General features: G+C 59.3%; 15 protein-coding genes. 6 read left to right on the plus strand and 9 right to left on the minus strand.

Annotated features, from left to right (window positions below; genetic code table 11):
• Nucleotides 1-13 precede the first annotated feature (13 nt).
• From ACZ1GS_RS15035 to ACZ1GS_RS15055, 5 genes are read left to right on the plus strand one after another with little or no spacing between them, the layout of a single operon-like run.
• Nucleotides 14-1,306: an MFS transporter gene (locus tag ACZ1GS_RS15035; RefSeq protein ID WP_472695981.1), complete on the plus strand. Its 1,293-nt coding sequence runs from the start codon at nt 14-16 to the stop codon at nt 1,304-1,306.
• Entirely contained in the window at nt 1,306-2,856 is a 1,551-nt protein-coding gene (locus ACZ1GS_RS15040) for an FAD-binding oxidoreductase (protein WP_472695982.1), read from the plus strand. The genes ACZ1GS_RS15035 and ACZ1GS_RS15040 overlap by 1 nt, the downstream gene beginning before the upstream one ends.
• Nucleotides 2,857-2,883: 27 nt before the next feature.
• Nucleotides 2,884-4,038, plus strand: coding sequence for a nitrilase-related carbon-nitrogen hydrolase (locus ACZ1GS_RS15045; RefSeq protein ID WP_472695983.1), 1,155 nt, complete (start codon nt 2,884-2,886; stop codon nt 4,036-4,038).
• Complete coding sequence (locus tag ACZ1GS_RS15050; RefSeq protein ID WP_472695984.1) at nt 4,035-5,279, plus strand: class I SAM-dependent methyltransferase; 1,245 nt, start codon at nt 4,035-4,037, stop codon at nt 5,277-5,279. The genes ACZ1GS_RS15045 and ACZ1GS_RS15050 overlap by 4 nt, the downstream gene beginning before the upstream one ends.
• Complete coding sequence (locus ACZ1GS_RS15055; RefSeq protein WP_472695985.1) at nt 5,276-5,638, plus strand: hypothetical protein; 363 nt, start codon at nt 5,276-5,278, stop codon at nt 5,636-5,638. Before ACZ1GS_RS15050 ends, ACZ1GS_RS15055 begins: the two co-directional genes overlap by 4 nt.
• 3 nt (nt 5,639-5,641) lie before the next feature.
• Here ACZ1GS_RS15055 and ACZ1GS_RS15060 read toward each other — a convergent pair whose 3' ends face one another.
• Together ACZ1GS_RS15060 and ACZ1GS_RS15065 are read right to left on the minus strand one after the other, a co-directional pair.
• The gene (locus ACZ1GS_RS15060) at nt 5,642-6,205 is read right to left on the minus strand and encodes a hypothetical protein (protein WP_472695986.1); all 564 of its coding nucleotides are present in this window, start codon (nt 6,203-6,205) and stop codon (nt 5,642-5,644) included.
• A gap of 44 nt (nt 6,206-6,249) precedes the next feature.
• Entirely contained in the window at nt 6,250-6,942 is a 693-nt protein-coding gene (locus tag ACZ1GS_RS15065; protein WP_472695987.1) for a hypothetical protein, read from the minus strand.
• A gap of 99 nt (nt 6,943-7,041) precedes the next feature.
• Between ACZ1GS_RS15065 and ACZ1GS_RS15070 the strand changes: the two genes are divergently transcribed.
• A complete protein-coding gene (locus tag ACZ1GS_RS15070; protein WP_472695988.1) occupies nt 7,042-7,776 on the plus strand; it encodes a hypothetical protein in 735 nt (244 codons plus the stop codon).
• Here ACZ1GS_RS15070 and ACZ1GS_RS15075 read toward each other — a convergent pair.
• The 7 genes from ACZ1GS_RS15075 to ACZ1GS_RS15105 are packed head-to-tail and all read right to left on the minus strand — an operon-like array spanning nt 7,766 to nt 14,161.
• Nucleotides 7,766-8,785 carry a zinc-dependent alcohol dehydrogenase family protein gene (locus ACZ1GS_RS15075; RefSeq protein ID WP_472695989.1) on the minus strand — a complete coding sequence of 340 codons (1,020 nt, stop codon included), beginning with the start codon at nt 8,783-8,785 and terminating at the stop codon, nt 7,766-7,768. The genes ACZ1GS_RS15070 and ACZ1GS_RS15075 overlap by 11 nt on opposite strands.
• Entirely contained in the window at nt 8,782-9,063 is a 282-nt protein-coding gene (locus ACZ1GS_RS15080) for a hypothetical protein (protein ID WP_472695990.1), read from the minus strand. The genes ACZ1GS_RS15075 and ACZ1GS_RS15080 overlap by 4 nt, the downstream gene beginning before the upstream one ends.
• Entirely contained in the window at nt 9,063-10,250 is a 1,188-nt protein-coding gene (locus ACZ1GS_RS15085; RefSeq protein ID WP_472695991.1) for a class I SAM-dependent methyltransferase, read from the minus strand. The genes ACZ1GS_RS15080 and ACZ1GS_RS15085 overlap by 1 nt, the downstream gene beginning before the upstream one ends.
• Nucleotides 10,250-11,671 carry an aldehyde dehydrogenase family protein gene (locus tag ACZ1GS_RS15090; protein WP_472695992.1) on the minus strand — a complete coding sequence of 474 codons (1,422 nt, stop codon included), beginning with the start codon at nt 11,669-11,671 and terminating at the stop codon, nt 10,250-10,252. The genes ACZ1GS_RS15085 and ACZ1GS_RS15090 overlap by 1 nt, the downstream gene beginning before the upstream one ends.
• On the minus strand, nt 11,668-12,591 hold the full coding sequence (locus ACZ1GS_RS15095) for a polysaccharide deacetylase family protein (RefSeq protein WP_472695993.1): 924 nt from the start codon (nt 12,589-12,591) through the stop codon (nt 11,668-11,670). The genes ACZ1GS_RS15090 and ACZ1GS_RS15095 overlap by 4 nt, the downstream gene beginning before the upstream one ends.
• Nucleotides 12,588-13,481, minus strand: a complete 894-nt coding sequence (locus tag ACZ1GS_RS15100) for a polysaccharide deacetylase family protein (protein ID WP_472695994.1) — start codon at nt 13,479-13,481, stop codon at nt 12,588-12,590. Before ACZ1GS_RS15100 ends, ACZ1GS_RS15095 begins: the two co-directional genes overlap by 4 nt.
• Nucleotides 13,481-14,161 (minus strand): isochorismatase family protein, encoded by a 681-nt coding sequence (locus ACZ1GS_RS15105; RefSeq protein ID WP_472695995.1) that lies wholly within the window; start codon nt 14,159-14,161, stop codon nt 13,481-13,483. The genes ACZ1GS_RS15100 and ACZ1GS_RS15105 overlap by 1 nt, the downstream gene beginning before the upstream one ends.
• Nucleotides 14,162-14,271 lie beyond the last annotated feature (110 nt).

Below are 14,271 nucleotides of genomic sequence, written 5' to 3' on the forward strand. Positions count from 1 at the left end.
ACGCAGAGGGTGCATGACTGACCAGAACACGAGCAGCAACGAATTTGCACTAGGTTGGAAAGTCCTGCTCGCCGGCATGCTCGGTGTGGCTTGCGGCGCCTCTCCCATTCCGTTCAATGTCATCGGCTTCACCGTTGAACCGTTAATTGCGGAATTCGGCTGGAGCCGGACCCAGATCCTGTTCCCGATCACCATTTTCGGCATTATCGCTTCGCTTTTGGCCCCGTTTTTCGGATCATTGGCCGACAAGCATGGTGTCCGCAAAGTGGCGCTCTATTCGCTGCTCGCCTTTGGTCTTTCCTTTGCGGCCATTTCCTTCACGCCCACCGCCCAGGTCACGTCGACCCTCTATATCTATTATGCGCTCTGGGTTGTCGTCGGTCTGATCGGCATAGGCTCGACTCCGGTCAGTTGGAGCCGTGCGATCAATCTCTGGTTTTTCAAGAATCGCGGCCTCGCCCTCGGCATTTTGCTGCTGGGGACAAGCCTCGCCGCAATCGTCGTGCCCAAGCTGGCGGTCTGGGGAATCGAACATTATGGCTGGCGGGCCATGTTTGCGATCGTGGCGATCCTGCCGATTTTCGTCGCGCTGCCGATCGGTTATTTCCTGTTTCGGGAGCCCTCGCCCGAGGAACGCCCGAAAGCGATTCTGAGCGACAGCGGGCAACTGACCGGCGTTACGCTTGGCGTCGCCCTGAAGGACTATCGCTTCTGGCTGATCTGGTTGTCGATCGCGATCATCGCCACTGCTTTTGGTGGCGCTTTTATCAATATGCCGACCATGTTGTCCGATCGCGGGCTGGATGCCCAGACCGCCGCAACGGTGATGGGCGTGCTGGGCATTGGCATCCTGTCCGGACGGATCATCACTGGCGCGTTGCTCGACCGATTCTGGCAGGGGTTCGTGGCGTTCCCGCTGCTCTGCCTGCCGGCGATATCCTGCTATGTCCTGCTCGGCGACAGCATCACCTTTCCGCTCGCGGCCCTGGCCGGTTTTCTGCTCGGCTTTGCCGCTGGCGCGGAAAGCGATCTGATCGCCTATCTCACCGGCCGCTATTTCGGCATGGCCAATTACGGGAAAATCTATGGCATGCTCTACATGCCCTTCGGGTTTTTCTCGGCCTTGTCACCGATCATCTATGCCAGCGTGCGCGACAATATGGGCAGCTATGATCCGATATTGTCGGTCGCGATATTTGGTTTCGTCATTGGCGGCGGCCTGTTGCTGTTCATGGGACGATATCCTGACGCATTTCCGGAAGCCGAACCATCCCCCAACGACAAACTTGCAATGGAGCAAAGCTGATGGCCACCAAAGCCAATCCCACCGCAACCGACTATATTGCCGATACCGGCACAGAGGTTCTCACCGATGCCAAGACCTTGGATTTCTATGCGCATGATGTCTATCAGCGCGGCGCAGACCTGCTCGCTGTGGTCCGGCCGAAAAATACCGCCGAATTATCAGCAGCCGTCAAAGCGGCGACCGAGCAGAATATTCCGGTGGTCCCGCGCGGCGGCGGGATGAGCTATACGGGCGGCTACACCACCGAAAATGACAATGCCGTGCTGTTTGATCTGGCCGCCATGAACCGGGTGCTGGAAATCAACGAAACCGACATGACCGTGACTGTGGAAGCCGGCTGCACATGGGCCAAACTCTATGAAACGCTCGCCCCCAAAGGTCTGCGAACGCCATTTTGGGGCACCTTATCCGGACTGAAGGCCTCGGTCGGCGGCGGCATGAGCCAGAATTGCCTGTTCTGGGGATCGGGTCGCTATGGCACCGCGGCGCAAAGCTGTATCGCCATGGACGTGGTGCTTGCCGATGGCACGATTTTGACCACCGGAGCCAATTTCACCCGCCCCTATGGCCCCGATCTGACCGGGCTGTTTCTTGCTGATACCGGTGCCCTAGGCATGAAGGCAACGATCACGCTCCGGCTGATCCCGGAAGCCGAAGCCCATGCCTATGCCAGTTTTTCATTTGAAACCCATGCGGACACTCTGGCCGCCATGGCTGATATTGAACGGTCCGGCGTGTCGACCGAATGTTTTGGCTTTGACCCCAACCTCAACGCCATCCGGATGAAACGCGACAGTCTGGGCAGCGATGCCAAGGCGCTCGGCCAGATGATGAAGAAACAGGGTTCGGTCTGGGGTGCCATCAAGGAAGGCGCGAAAGTCGTCGCTGCGGGTCGCGACTTCATGGATGAAGCCAAATTCTCGCTCCATGTGCTGACCGAGTCGCGGCAACAGGCTGGCGCCGATGATGATCTCGAACGCGCCCGCAAAATGGCGCTCGCCCATGGCGCGACCGAGACCGAGAATACGATACCGAAAATCATCCGGGCCAATCCGTTCGGGCCGCTTAACAGCATGCTGGGCGCCCAGGGAGAACGGTGGGCGCCGGTCCACGGCTTGCTCCCGCACAGCAAGGCCAAAGCCTGCTATGACGCGATTGAAGCGCTGTTCGACTCTCATCGGGAGGCGATGGATCAGCATGGCATATTTACCGGTACGCTGGTGTCCGCGGTGAGCGGCTCGGGCGCGATTATCGAACCCTGTCTCTACTGGCCGGACGCGTCCAACCCGGTTCACGAAGCCACGATCGAAAGCGCGCATTTTGCGAAACTGCCGGTGCTCGACAGCAATCCCGAGGCTTGGGCCCTGACCCAGACGCTGAAACAGGCGCTGGTTGATCTGTTTCATGATCACGGTGCCGTCCATCTCCAGATCGGGCGCACCTATCGCTATCGCGACAGCCTCGATCCCGCCGCCGACGCCTTGCTTCAGCACTTGAAGAAAGCGGTCGATCCGAAGAACCTGATGAACCCCGGTTCGTTGGGTTTATAGGGCCGGGCCCGAGGGAAATGCGATCCGATGGATCTTGACCGCCGACAGATTATCGCCGCGGCGCTTTCGAGCCAGATGATCAGCCCGGCTTTTGCAGCAACTGGAAAGAATGATACAGCACCGCCTATGACCGATATCAAAAATTACGCCGCCGTCGCCATGCAACTGGCCGCCCGCTCCGTCGAGAAAACGCCGGACAAGGCCGCCGCCCGCCAGCAGATGCTGGCGATGATCGGCGAGATCGAAACAAAAATCCGGTCGGCGACGATCTTCATCCAGCAATATGGCGGTAGCCCGGTAAAACTGGCGGTGCTGCCGGAATATCTGCTGACCAGCTATCCCGGCCGGATTTCGATCCCGGACTTTGCCGACAAGGCCGCGCTGGAAATTGACGGTCCGGAATATGAAGCGCTCGGCGCGATGGCCCAGCGGCTCAAGATGTTCATCGCCGGCAATGCCTATGAAGTGGACTCGCATTTCCCCGGCCTCTATTTTCAGGCGAGCTTTGTCATTGCGCCGTCGGGCGATGTCGTGCTCCGCTATCGCCGGCTCAATTCGATGTTCGCGCCGACGCCCCACGATGTGTGGTCGAAATATCTCGACATTTATGGCCTCGACGGGGTGTTCCCGGTCGCCCGGACCGAGATCGGCAATCTCGCCGCGATCGCGTCGGAAGAAATTCTCTATCCCGAAATCGCCCGCGCCCATGCGCTGCGGGGGGCGGAGATATTCGTCCACAGCTCCTCGGAAATCGGGTCTCCGATCGACACCCCCAAGCAAATCGCCAAACAGGCCCGCGCCCAGGAAAACATGGCCTATGTCGTGTCAGCCAACACCGCTGGCATTGAACAGACCACGCTGCCACTGGCTTCTGCCGACGGCAACAGCATGGTGGTCGACTATAAGGGGCGGGTGCTGTCCGAATCCAATAGCGGCGAGACCTTCACCGCCTTTGCCGACATCGATCTCGGGGCGTTGCGCGCCGCGCGGCGCAAACCGGCGATGACCAATTTCCTCGCACGGCAGAGACTTGAGCTTTTTTCTGCCACTTATGGCGAGCTTTCGGTCCAGAAAGCGGATGGATTGATCCAGAACAATGCAATTCAGTCGCCGGATCGCGACTATTTCCTGCGGACTCAGGAAGCAACGATAGAACGTATGATCAAGGATGGTCTGATATGACGAAAAACACCCCACAGGAGCAACAGCTGGACGTCGCACCGCCCTATAATGCGGTGGCGCGGCACGGCGTCTCGCCGGTCGCATCGCATGACGAGATTGCCCGCTTTGACTTTCTTGCCAATTTCAACAAGTTCCTATCTGGCGCGCTCGGGCCCGGCAACAAGCTGGCCTATGACAAGCGGGTTCTGCCGGCCTTTCAGAAAGACCATGGCCGCGCGCCCAGCGACCGGTTCGAAATTCGCCGGGCGATGAATGCCGATCCGTTCCATCAATTCTGGTCCGCGCTGAAGCGCAATTCGATGGAGATGCGCCAGCAAAACGGGCGGGCAATGGTGCTGCGCCAGATTGGCGAGCTCAACGCCAAGGCGCGGCAGTATAATGAAGGCCGCGACACGCTGGAGCTCAACCCCGACATCGCCGTTCCGCGCTATCAGAATGCGGTCGACATCCATTGCATGCCGGGCAGCTATCATGGCGAGGAATTGCCGGGCGATGTCTCTGCCGGTGCCAATTATGACTGCGGCATTTTCGCAACCACCGCTGGCGGCCTGGGGGCGCTGTCGGACGGCGGCGGTCAGGCGCTGGTCGAATGGATCAAGAAAGAACGGCCGGGCTGGGAACCCCGCCGGGTGCTCGATATTGGCACCACGGTCGGCCATAATATCGTCCCGCTGGCGCTGGCCTTTCCCAATTGCGAGTTTATCGCGATCGACACCGCGGCGCCGATCCTGCGCTATGCCCATGCCCGGGCCCAGTCGCTCGGCGCCACCAATATCCGCTTCATTCAGGCCAATGCCGAAGATCTTTCGCGTTGGGATGACGGCACGTTTGACTGGGTTCAGACGACGATGTTCCTGCACGAGACCAGCGGCAAGGCGCTGCCCAAAATCATCGCCGAGGGCTATCGCGTGCTCGCCGACAACGGGCTGATGTTCCACCTCGAGCAGCCGGAATATTCCGATGCCATGCCGCTCTATGAGCAGTTCATCCGGGACTGGGATGCGTTTAACAATAACGAGCCGTTCTGGTCGTCCATGCACGCGCTGGACATGAAGGACGTGATGGTTGCCGCCGGCTTCGACCGCAGCGAACTGTTCGAAAGCGGCGTTCGCGCGGTGGTTGATACCGATATCTTCCCCGAAGCTGCCACTGGCGACGATGAAGACCATGGCCGCGCGGCGTTCTGGCACGCCTATGGTGCCTGGAAAAACGCGTCTGATGTGCAGGAGGCCGCCGAATGACCGAGACACCATTGGACTGGATGGCAGCCGCCAACAAGAAAGCCAAAGGCAAGCGCCCGGAATATTTTGATGATCCGGAAGACGAACGGATGCTGTCGATCCTGATGGCGGTGGTCGGCGAAGTCTCGGTCCTGCGCGAGCGCATGGACACGGTCGAGCGCCTGCTCGACGCCAAAGGCACGATCAACCGCGATGATATCGAGAGCTACACGCCGGACAAGCAGGCGGCCTATGAACGCGGCGTGATGATCCGCGAATATATTTACCGCGTGATGCGCGGTCCGCACCAGATGGTCGAAGAGCTCGCACAAACCGAACCACCGGTTGAAGACGTGAGCCGGGAGCTCAGGGAAATCTGAAGGCTAAAACTGGTATTTCGCGAGATTGCGCGCCACCAGTTCCGCCATCATTCGCGCAATGCGGTCATTGGGGTGATCGGCGGCGCAATGGCCGCGTAGCCTTTCGGTTTTGCCGGCGACATAGCGCTCGGTCAGATATCCCGGCCCATCGGTGCACACTAAAATGACATCAGAATCTTCCTGATTGAAATCAGCCTGTCGCCCTCTTGCCAGTTCCGCATCGACGGCGGCGGCGAGCGCATCATAGTCGGCAATGGGCAGTTCAATCTCCAGCGACCCTGTCACCTCCCATCGGGTAGCGGGGTGACCGTATAGAAATTGCACCTTGCCAACAGCCCAGTTCTTGTCCCGCCTGTGGATCTCGATCACCTGCGCGGTTCCGCCCAATGCCGGTGACCGGCTGAAACGGATCACATCGTCGCCAATTTTCGCAAGCCGCTTCGGTTGGATTGCGCTCACGCTATCGGCCTGGGTCAGCTTGATTTGGCCAATGTCACGAGTCTCTGACGCAGCTGGCCACAATCCCAGCGGCGCAAATAACAGGAACAGAAACAGGCGTACCAACATCGGGCGACCTTACCCTACACCCCGATCGAGTCAATCAATCAGGATCAGAACGGCTTGACCGCGCCGAGAAAGCAGACGCTGGCGATGGTGATCCAGTAGATATAGGCGGCCAGGCGGGCCTGACCGATTTCGCGGGTCAGCGCGGCTTCTTCCGCCGCGTCCGGCCCTGCTGCGAGTTTGCGGAAGCGAGCGGTCCAGCGCCGCATCACGACCCGCAGGAACAGGCCGATGCACAAGGTCACGCCATAAAGCCCCATTTTGGCAGGATACCAGAAATTGCCGGGACCAGATTCGATCGGGCCACTGCCGTTAAGCGCCATGAAGGCGACGATGAACAGGCTCAGGATCAGCGGATAGCGCAGCCATTCTTCCCAGGTTGTCACTTTGACGCCGATATCGGTTTCCCGCTTGATAAAGGCGGTCCAGGTCATCGACAACCAGACCGCGAAGAACAGCCACATCCACCAGATGCCGCTGCCTTCCAGAAACGGCACAAAACCATAAAGCTTGCCCATATGCAGCCCGAGCGGCAGCAACAGGACGATACCGGTGCGCGCAAGGATGTCGATGCGGTAGGCGGTCTCCATATGCCGGCGGCGCTCTTCGATCGACAGCGCCGGATTGGTCACATTATAGCTGGTCTGGAAGACACCCCATTCCCCGCCCAGCCAATAGACCATTGCCAATATGTGCACCCAGCGCAGGATGCTGAGTTCGTTCGCGGTCAGAAATTCCATGATCGGGGTCCCTCTCCCTAAAAATCCTGCCTATGATTTGTCCGGACAAATTCCGCTTGGCAAGTGAAAAATGCCCTGCCATGGTGAAAATCAAGGAGAATGATGATGAAGCACCGGATTATCGAAGGCCGTTTGGAATATACCTCCCGCAAGCCCGAAATGGCCGGACAGAATCGTGGCTTCGAAACCTTCATGTTCACCCGGCACAGCGATGGCAAAGTGACGATGCGCGCGCATTGCGAGATTTATGAGCCGGAGCCGACGGTGATGCGCGACATTATCTACGGGATGGACGAGAACAACCAGCCGATGGATCTGCATGTACGGCTGACCATTGGCGATGCGTTCATGGGCACCGGATGGATGCGCTTTGATGGCAGCCATATCGAGATGGAGTCTTTCGGTCCTTCCATTGGCCGCCTGTCCCAGCGGGTCGCAGCCGAGCTGCCGCTGGATGGCTTTGGCACCCACCCGATTGTGTCCGATGGCTATATGCTGTCGACCAAGGACTGGGAAAAGACCGACAAGCGACTGCTCAACTGTTATCTGCCCTCCCCGGATCACCGGGGTGCCACCCCGCCCCAGATCGCGCAAGTCAAGATCGGCGCGATCTATCTCGGCAAAGAGGAGGTTACCGTCCCAGCGGGAACATTTCAGTGCAAGCATCTGCAATTTGTCGATGATGCCAGCATCGTTCCGGGCACCGGGGGCATGGCCGGCGAGCACCCGCCTTATGACGTCTGGATCACCGATGACGAGGACGGCATTTTCGTCCAGGGCGGTGTCGGCGGCTACATGATGACTTGGTACGAGCTCGTCGAACTCAAACGGTAATCATCACCTTGCCCATATGCGCCCCGCTTTCGAGATGGGCGAAGGCCGCCGGCGCATCGGCAAAATCGAAAACACTTTCGACAACCAGCGTGATGTCATGCTTGTCGACGATCTCCAGCGCCTGTGCCAGCATCTGACGGCTCCCGGACGCAATGCCCTTGATCGCAATATTCTTGCCGATCAGTGCGCCCTGACTGGCGCTCGCCTGCGCTTGCGGGGTTCCGGACAGAGCGCCCAGCGAGCCAATGCGGGCGTTGACCGCCGACGCCGCGACGGTCTCGCCCAAGGCGGGAAAGCCCAAAGTGTCGACAACCACATCCGCGCCGCGCCCACCCGTGGCTTCGAGCAAAGCCGCCGCCCAATCCGGCCGGTCACGATAGTTGATCGCATGGTCCGCGCCCATCGCCCTGGCCCGTGCGATTTTTTCATCGCTGGAAGAGGTGATCGCAAAATCCATGTCCATGGCCTTTGCCAGCTGCAGGGCGAAAATCGAAACGCCGCCGGTGCCCTGCGCGAGCACCAGGTCACCCGGCTGCGCGCCGCCAAAGGCGATCATCGCATGCCAGACCGTGCTGCCAACGACCGCCATGGTCGCCGCGCTGCTATCCGAGACCGTATCGGGAACCGCGATGGCCGCATTGGCTGGCAGTTTGATTTTCTCGGCCAGCCAGCCATTGGCTGTCACCCCGAGATCTTGGCCAAAGACCGCCAGCCCATAGGGACCATCCAGCCAGGTGACAAAATGCGGGGCCATGACGCGGGTGCCGATGGCGAAACCGGTCACATTGGCGCCAACCGCCTCGACCACACCGACGCCATCTGACAGCGGCACGCGGTCTGCCGGCAGATCCGTGCCATAGTCGCCGCGCAACACCATCAGATCGCGATAGTTCAGACCCGCCGCGGTGACCTTGACGAGAATCTCGTCCGGACCGATTTCCGGATCCGGTTGATCGGCCTGCTGCAATCCGTCAATGCCGCTTCGCGACCCCATCTGCCATGCTTTCATCTGTCATCACTCCCTGGCTCGCGCAGCGGCGCGAAAATTCTGTCGATAAAGGCTTTCAGCTTGACTTCGCGGTCGACCGGTTCCGCGCCTCTGGCCACTTCCAATTGCAGCAGCCGTTCTTCCTGCACCCACATTTCCTGGGCCATGTTCATCACCACGGCGACAAAGCGATCCATGCCGGGATCGTCAAAAAATTGCGGCTTGCCGTCGGCGCCGTAAATATCTTTCGGTGTATCATCCGGCTTGAACGCCGGGCCGGGATTTTCGCCTTTGGTCATCAGTCTTTCCAAGCGCCAAAGCCGAACCACATGATGCCGTCGGCCAGCCGTCCGGTGGTTTCGCTATCGACCGCATTGGCCTTTTCATCGGCAATCGCCTGGGCCACCGCCTCTGGCCCGTAAATGCCGATGCTGGGAACCACAAACTGGAAATAGCGCTCTGCCGGAAACCCGCCATCACGGCACAAAGCCTGCGGGTCTTCATCACGATAGCCCTTGTAAAAGGGCTCGGAATTATACCAGCTGTCCCAGTCGAGATAAAAGCCGTCAAAGGCGTTCATCTGATCATTGGGCGGCAATTCCATGTGGAGCAGCAGGCCGCCGGGGCGGAGCACCCGATAGGCTTCCTTGAACGCCGCGGCGCGGGCTTTCTTTGACAGTTCATGCAGGAACATCGAGGAAAAAACGACATCGAAACTGTCATCCTCATAGTCCAGGGCATCCGCCGACATTTGCGCAAAGTTCACAGCCTGGCCCTGCATTTTCGCGCGCGCCGAGGCGTAGCGCAAACCGCCTGCCGCAGCGTCAATCGCGGTCACCTCGGCATCGGGATAGGTCTGTTTCCACGGCAGGGTATTGTGGCCGATCGTGCAGCCGGTATCGAGAATCGCTTGCGGTTTGAAATCCGGAAACTTGCCTTGCACATAGGTTGCCATCGACAGGCCGATATCATCGAGATTGGCCCCCATCAGGCCCATGGAGAACACCGCCAGACCCTGATCGTAGACCGCACCGGCCTCCAGCGAATTCCCGCCACGGGTATAGCTGCCGGGCATCAGATGCACTTCGATCGCATCGACATTGCGCGGAATCTCGAGATCGGGATTGAGCGCCAGCGACCCCGGTTGATCCGCAACTTTCGCGGCTTCTTGCTCGAGCCTTTCAATATCCCGGGCGACGACCTCACCCGATGCCTGCCAGACCATTTTCTGGGCCTGCAGCCGCATCGCGGAATAGATGTTGAACGCCGGGTCCCCGCGCAGCGCAACATGGGCATCATTGCTGGTTTCCGGCATCTTGCCATGGGCTTTTGCAAAGACCGGCGCGGCGCGTTTGTCATAGGCGGTCCGCAAATCACCGGCGAGATCATTGAGGATGAACGACCGGATACCGGATACAAACCGTCCGCGTGCCGCTTCCTCGGCGCTGAGGTCCGGTTTCATTGGATGTTGCAATTCTACGCCCATCAGAAATTCTCCTCTGCAAAAGCGGCAATCGGCGCCGCCTCGCCTGTTTGCCGGATCAGCGCCTGTTTGCGGAAAAAGCGCATCAGGCCGCTGCTCCCCATTCGTGACGCCCCGAGCCCGGAATAGCCAAAGCTTGATTTTTCGGCCTCCCAGACCATCGAGGTCAGCGAACCGTCGTTAATCGACACTGCCCCAGCCAATAGCCGCGATGCAAGTTTTTCCGCCTCCTCCACCGATGCCCCGATCACAGCTGCGGACAGGCCAAACTGGCTGTCATTGGCTTGTTCAATCGCCGATTCGACATCATCATAGATCACCACCGGAATGACCGGGCCGAAATTTTCCTCGCGAATAATCGCCATATCCGCCGTGACATCGGTCAATATGGTCGGCCGCAAATAGAGCCCGCCATCCCGATTCTCCACGGTCCCGCCAACCAGCAGCTTGGCGCCCCCGGCAACCGCATCGTCAATCTGCGCCTGGGCAATGGCCGCCTGCTTTTCAAAGATAAACGGCCCGATATGCCCGTGGTTGATATCCGGGTGGTTGAGCGCGACCGCGTCCGCTGCCGCTGTCAAAGCCGCAAGAAATGGCTCCGCAATATCTCGGGCAACGTAAACCCGTTCGATCGACTGGCAGGCCTGACCGGTGTTCACGATGCTCGCGCGCAATGCGGTCGCGGCGGCTTTTGCCGGGTCTGCATCGGGCAGGATGATCATCGGGTCCTTGCCCCCCAGTTCCAGGCTCGCCGGGATAAACGCCCGCGCCGCGGCCTCGCCAACCTTGCGGCCCGTCGGCACCGACCCGGTGAAGCAGATATAGTCCACATCCGCCACCATCGCGGCGCCGGTGGCACCATCGCCTTCGATGATCGCCAGAACCGCCGCCAGTTCTGGAATTTCTGCGATGGTTGCCTGCAACGGCCGGATAAAGCGCGGCGTGACTTCCGACGGTTTGATCAGCACCGCCGACCCCGCCATTAGCGCCGGAATCGCATCGATCAGCGCCAGCGTCATCGGGAAATTCCACGGGCTGATCACCCCGACCAGCGGATAGGGCACCAGCCGCGTCGAGGTGGTGATGGTCGGGTTGGCGGTGGGCTGATCGACCGGCTGGGCCTGGGCGATCAGGTCAGGGGCAAGCGCCGCCCAGCGGCGGATCTGGCCAGGCACGCCGGCGGCTTCAATCTTGGAAATCCCGCCGCGGCCGGTGTCGGCGGTCAGCGCCGGAATAATCGCCCCGAGATGCTGTTCGATTGTATCTGCCCAGCGCTGTAAAATCTCTCCCCGCTGCGCTGGCGTCCGGGCCGCCCAGCCCGGCTGCGCGGACCGCAAACCATCCGCCTGCGCGGCAACTTCGTCCCCATTGAGCGGCGCAATCTCATGGTCATATTGGCCGGTACGCGGATTGCGAATCTTCATGTCTGCGCTTTCCAGCTATCCAATATTGAATCCCCGCGCGCAAAGCCGATATCCTGCCGTTCCGCAAATGTTGCGATCAGCTTTTCGAAGCGGCTGATGCGATAGGGCAACCCCATGATATAGGGCGTCAAATGCATCGGCAGCATCCGACCGCCATGATCGTTCGCTTCCCCAATCAGCCAGTCCACAGCGTCTTCCATTTGCTGCGCATAGCTGTCGACCGACTGCTGCTGGACGTTGATAATCTGCCGATCCGACAGTTCGTGGTTGAGCGGGATATTGACCAACGGCCCGGCACTGGTCTGAAAGACATAGGGCAATTCGTCATTCACCCAGTCGCATATATAGTCGATCCCGGCTTCGGCCAGCAATTGCGGGGTGTTGAAACTTTGCGACCGGGCCAGCGACAACCACCCGCGCGGGCGGACACCGGTGGCTTTTTCCAAGGTCGATAGCGCAGTCTGGATCAGATCGCGTTCCTCCGCCTCCGGAATGCCGCTGGCGATGGTTCCGTTCATATCGGTGCTGTGCGCGACAATTTCATGGCCGCCGGCGACGATATCAGCCATCAGCTGGGGATAGCGCTCGGCAATCACGCTGTTGGTCGCAACCGAAACCCGTGCACCGACCTTTTCAAAAGCACCGAGCAAGCGATAAATCCCGATCCGGGTGCCATATTCCCGCGCGGTATAGTGACGATAATCCGGATAGGCGGTCTGCATATGACCCGGCGCCCGGAACGGATCGTCTTCCGGCACCATCGGGAAATATTCCAGACTGATCACCGGCCAGATCAGCAGCTTCTTGTCGTCCGGCCATTGCACGGCCTTGCGGTTGAACAAATTGCTCCACGGATAATGATCATGGTCCATCCCGCGGCGGCGTTTGGGATATTCCAGATAACTCGGATCGAGGCTCATGATGTTTCCCCCATTTGGGATCGAAACTGGTCGACAATATTCCCCGCTGTCGTGATCCAGGCGCGTCCGTCGGCGGCGATATGTTCGAGCACCGCTTCGAACGGACCAATCCGGTGCGGCTGACCGATGAGATAGCTGTGCAGGGGAATGCACATGACCGTCCCCGACTGCGCGCCTTCCTCCGCCAGCCGGTCATATTGCCGGATCAGCGTGTCGGCATAGTCGCGGGGCGACATATTGTAGATGAAGAAACCGTAGTGATCATTCACTTCGAGACTGTAAGGAATCGCCGTCAACTGGCCGGATTTCACGTTCACCGCTGTCGGTTGATCATCATGATAGAGGTCGCAGGTATAATCGAGCCCATATTCGGCCAGCAGGTCCAGCGTCCGCGGCGTATGGGTCAAGGCCGGTGCCAGCCAGCCGCGGATGCGCTGGCCGGTCGCGCGTTCGACCGTGGCAATGGAGTCTTCGATAATTGCCCGCTCCTGCGCCTCATCCATCCCATAGGAATAGCGGGTGTTGTAAATGCCGTGGCTGAAAAACTCCCAGCCGCGCGCGTTGGCATCTTCAACGACCTCGGGAATGTGATCGCACAGTGCGACCGACAGACTGACCGATCCGGGAAAGCCGTGTTTGGTCATCATCTCCGCCATCCGCCAGTGGGAGACGCGGTTGGCATGATCCCGGTGGCTATAGCCGACCACGTCGGGATGCGGCTTGGGCCAGCTCTTGCGATGCGGGTTGGCAGCCGGATCCAGCTCATAATATTCGAGATTGGGCGCGACCCAGACCGCGCAAGTCTTGCCTTCGGGCCAGACAATTTTTGGACGCCCGCGATAAGGCAGATAGTCATACAAGCCGGGATCGGCTTTCTGCGCATCCGCCATCAGCGGTTCTCCAGCCAGTCGACAACCGCCTGGACCGGTTCGACATCCGCATATTTAATCTGCAGATCGGTGAGATTGGCGAAATGATAGCTTTCATGCTTGTCTGCGCAGGTTTCAATCGGAACAATCGCGCGATAGCCATGGCTGAGCGCGTCCACCGCAGTGGCCCGGACGCACCCCGAGGTGGATCCGCCCGTCACGATAACCGTATCGACACGATGCCAGGTGAGATAGCTTGCCAGCGGCGTTTCGAAAAAGGCGCTCGGCATCCGTTTGGTATATTGCAAATCATCTGCCGCAATGTCGCAGCGCGGGTCGAATTGGTGGCGCGCGCTGTCATATTTGATATTCTGTAGTGAATCTTCGGTATCGGTCCGCGTGCCCCAGACTCCGGCATCCCCGGCATCCGCCTTGTAGGCGACCCGGCTCCAGACGACCGGCATGCCCTTGATGCGCGCCAGAGCAGATATCTGATTGATATAATCGATCTGGTTGGGATCGGTTTCATAGGCAGTCTTGAACAGATCGGTGCGGGTATAGGCCTGCTGCACATCAACGTTGACGATCGCCAGCTTTTCCCCGAACCCGAATTTCTTGCGAGCGGGATTGCCGATCAGCTCTTCGAAAATCTGTTTCGCCGTTCGACCGTCTTCGACCATTTTGGTACCAACTAACGCCATGGGGTTTTCTCTCCGGATTCGATAAAATGACAATAATCTGCAAAAAAGACTTGTCGAGACAAATTTGTCCGGACAAATTGGAAAAATGATAACACGTCACTTTATCGATG

The sequence above is a fragment of the Parasphingorhabdus sp. W113 genome (assembly GCF_055693205.1).

Excerpts from the sequence above, each read along its gene's own strand:
- ACZ1GS_RS15095 (WP_472695993.1), bottom strand. The coding sequence starts at position 12,591 with ATGAGCCTCGATCCGAGTTATCTGGAATATCCCAAACGCCGCCGCGGG.
- ACZ1GS_RS15045 (WP_472695983.1), top strand. The coding sequence starts at position 2,884 with ATGGATCTTGACCGCCGACAGATTATCGCCGCGGCGCTTTCGAGCCAG.
- ACZ1GS_RS15090 (WP_472695992.1), bottom strand. The coding sequence starts at position 11,671 with ATGAAGATTCGCAATCCGCGTACCGGCCAATATGACCATGAGATTGCG.
- ACZ1GS_RS15035 (WP_472695981.1), top strand. The coding sequence starts at position 14 with ATGACTGACCAGAACACGAGCAGCAACGAATTTGCACTAGGTTGGAAA.
- ACZ1GS_RS15040 (WP_472695982.1), top strand. The coding sequence starts at position 1,306 with ATGGCCACCAAAGCCAATCCCACCGCAACCGACTATATTGCCGATACC.
- ACZ1GS_RS15075 (WP_472695989.1), bottom strand. The coding sequence starts at position 8,785 with ATGAAAGCATGGCAGATGGGGTCGCGAAGCGGCATTGACGGATTGCAG.
- ACZ1GS_RS15085 (WP_472695991.1), bottom strand. The coding sequence starts at position 10,250 with ATGGGCGTAGAATTGCAACATCCAATGAAACCGGACCTCAGCGCCGAG.
- ACZ1GS_RS15080 (WP_472695990.1), bottom strand. The coding sequence starts at position 9,063 with ATGACCAAAGGCGAAAATCCCGGCCCGGCGTTCAAGCCGGATGATACA.
- ACZ1GS_RS15070 (WP_472695988.1), top strand. The coding sequence starts at position 7,042 with ATGATGATGAAGCACCGGATTATCGAAGGCCGTTTGGAATATACCTCC.
- ACZ1GS_RS15060 (WP_472695986.1), bottom strand. The coding sequence starts at position 6,205 with ATGTTGGTACGCCTGTTTCTGTTCCTGTTATTTGCGCCGCTGGGATTG.
- ACZ1GS_RS15055 (WP_472695985.1), top strand. The coding sequence starts at position 5,276 with ATGACCGAGACACCATTGGACTGGATGGCAGCCGCCAACAAGAAAGCC.
- ACZ1GS_RS15105 (WP_472695995.1), bottom strand. The coding sequence starts at position 14,161 with ATGGCGTTAGTTGGTACCAAAATGGTCGAAGACGGTCGAACGGCGAAA.
- ACZ1GS_RS15065 (WP_472695987.1), bottom strand. The coding sequence starts at position 6,942 with ATGGAATTTCTGACCGCGAACGAACTCAGCATCCTGCGCTGGGTGCAC.
- ACZ1GS_RS15100 (WP_472695994.1), bottom strand. The coding sequence starts at position 13,481 with ATGGCGGATGCGCAGAAAGCCGATCCCGGCTTGTATGACTATCTGCCT.
- ACZ1GS_RS15050 (WP_472695984.1), top strand. The coding sequence starts at position 4,035 with ATGACGAAAAACACCCCACAGGAGCAACAGCTGGACGTCGCACCGCCC.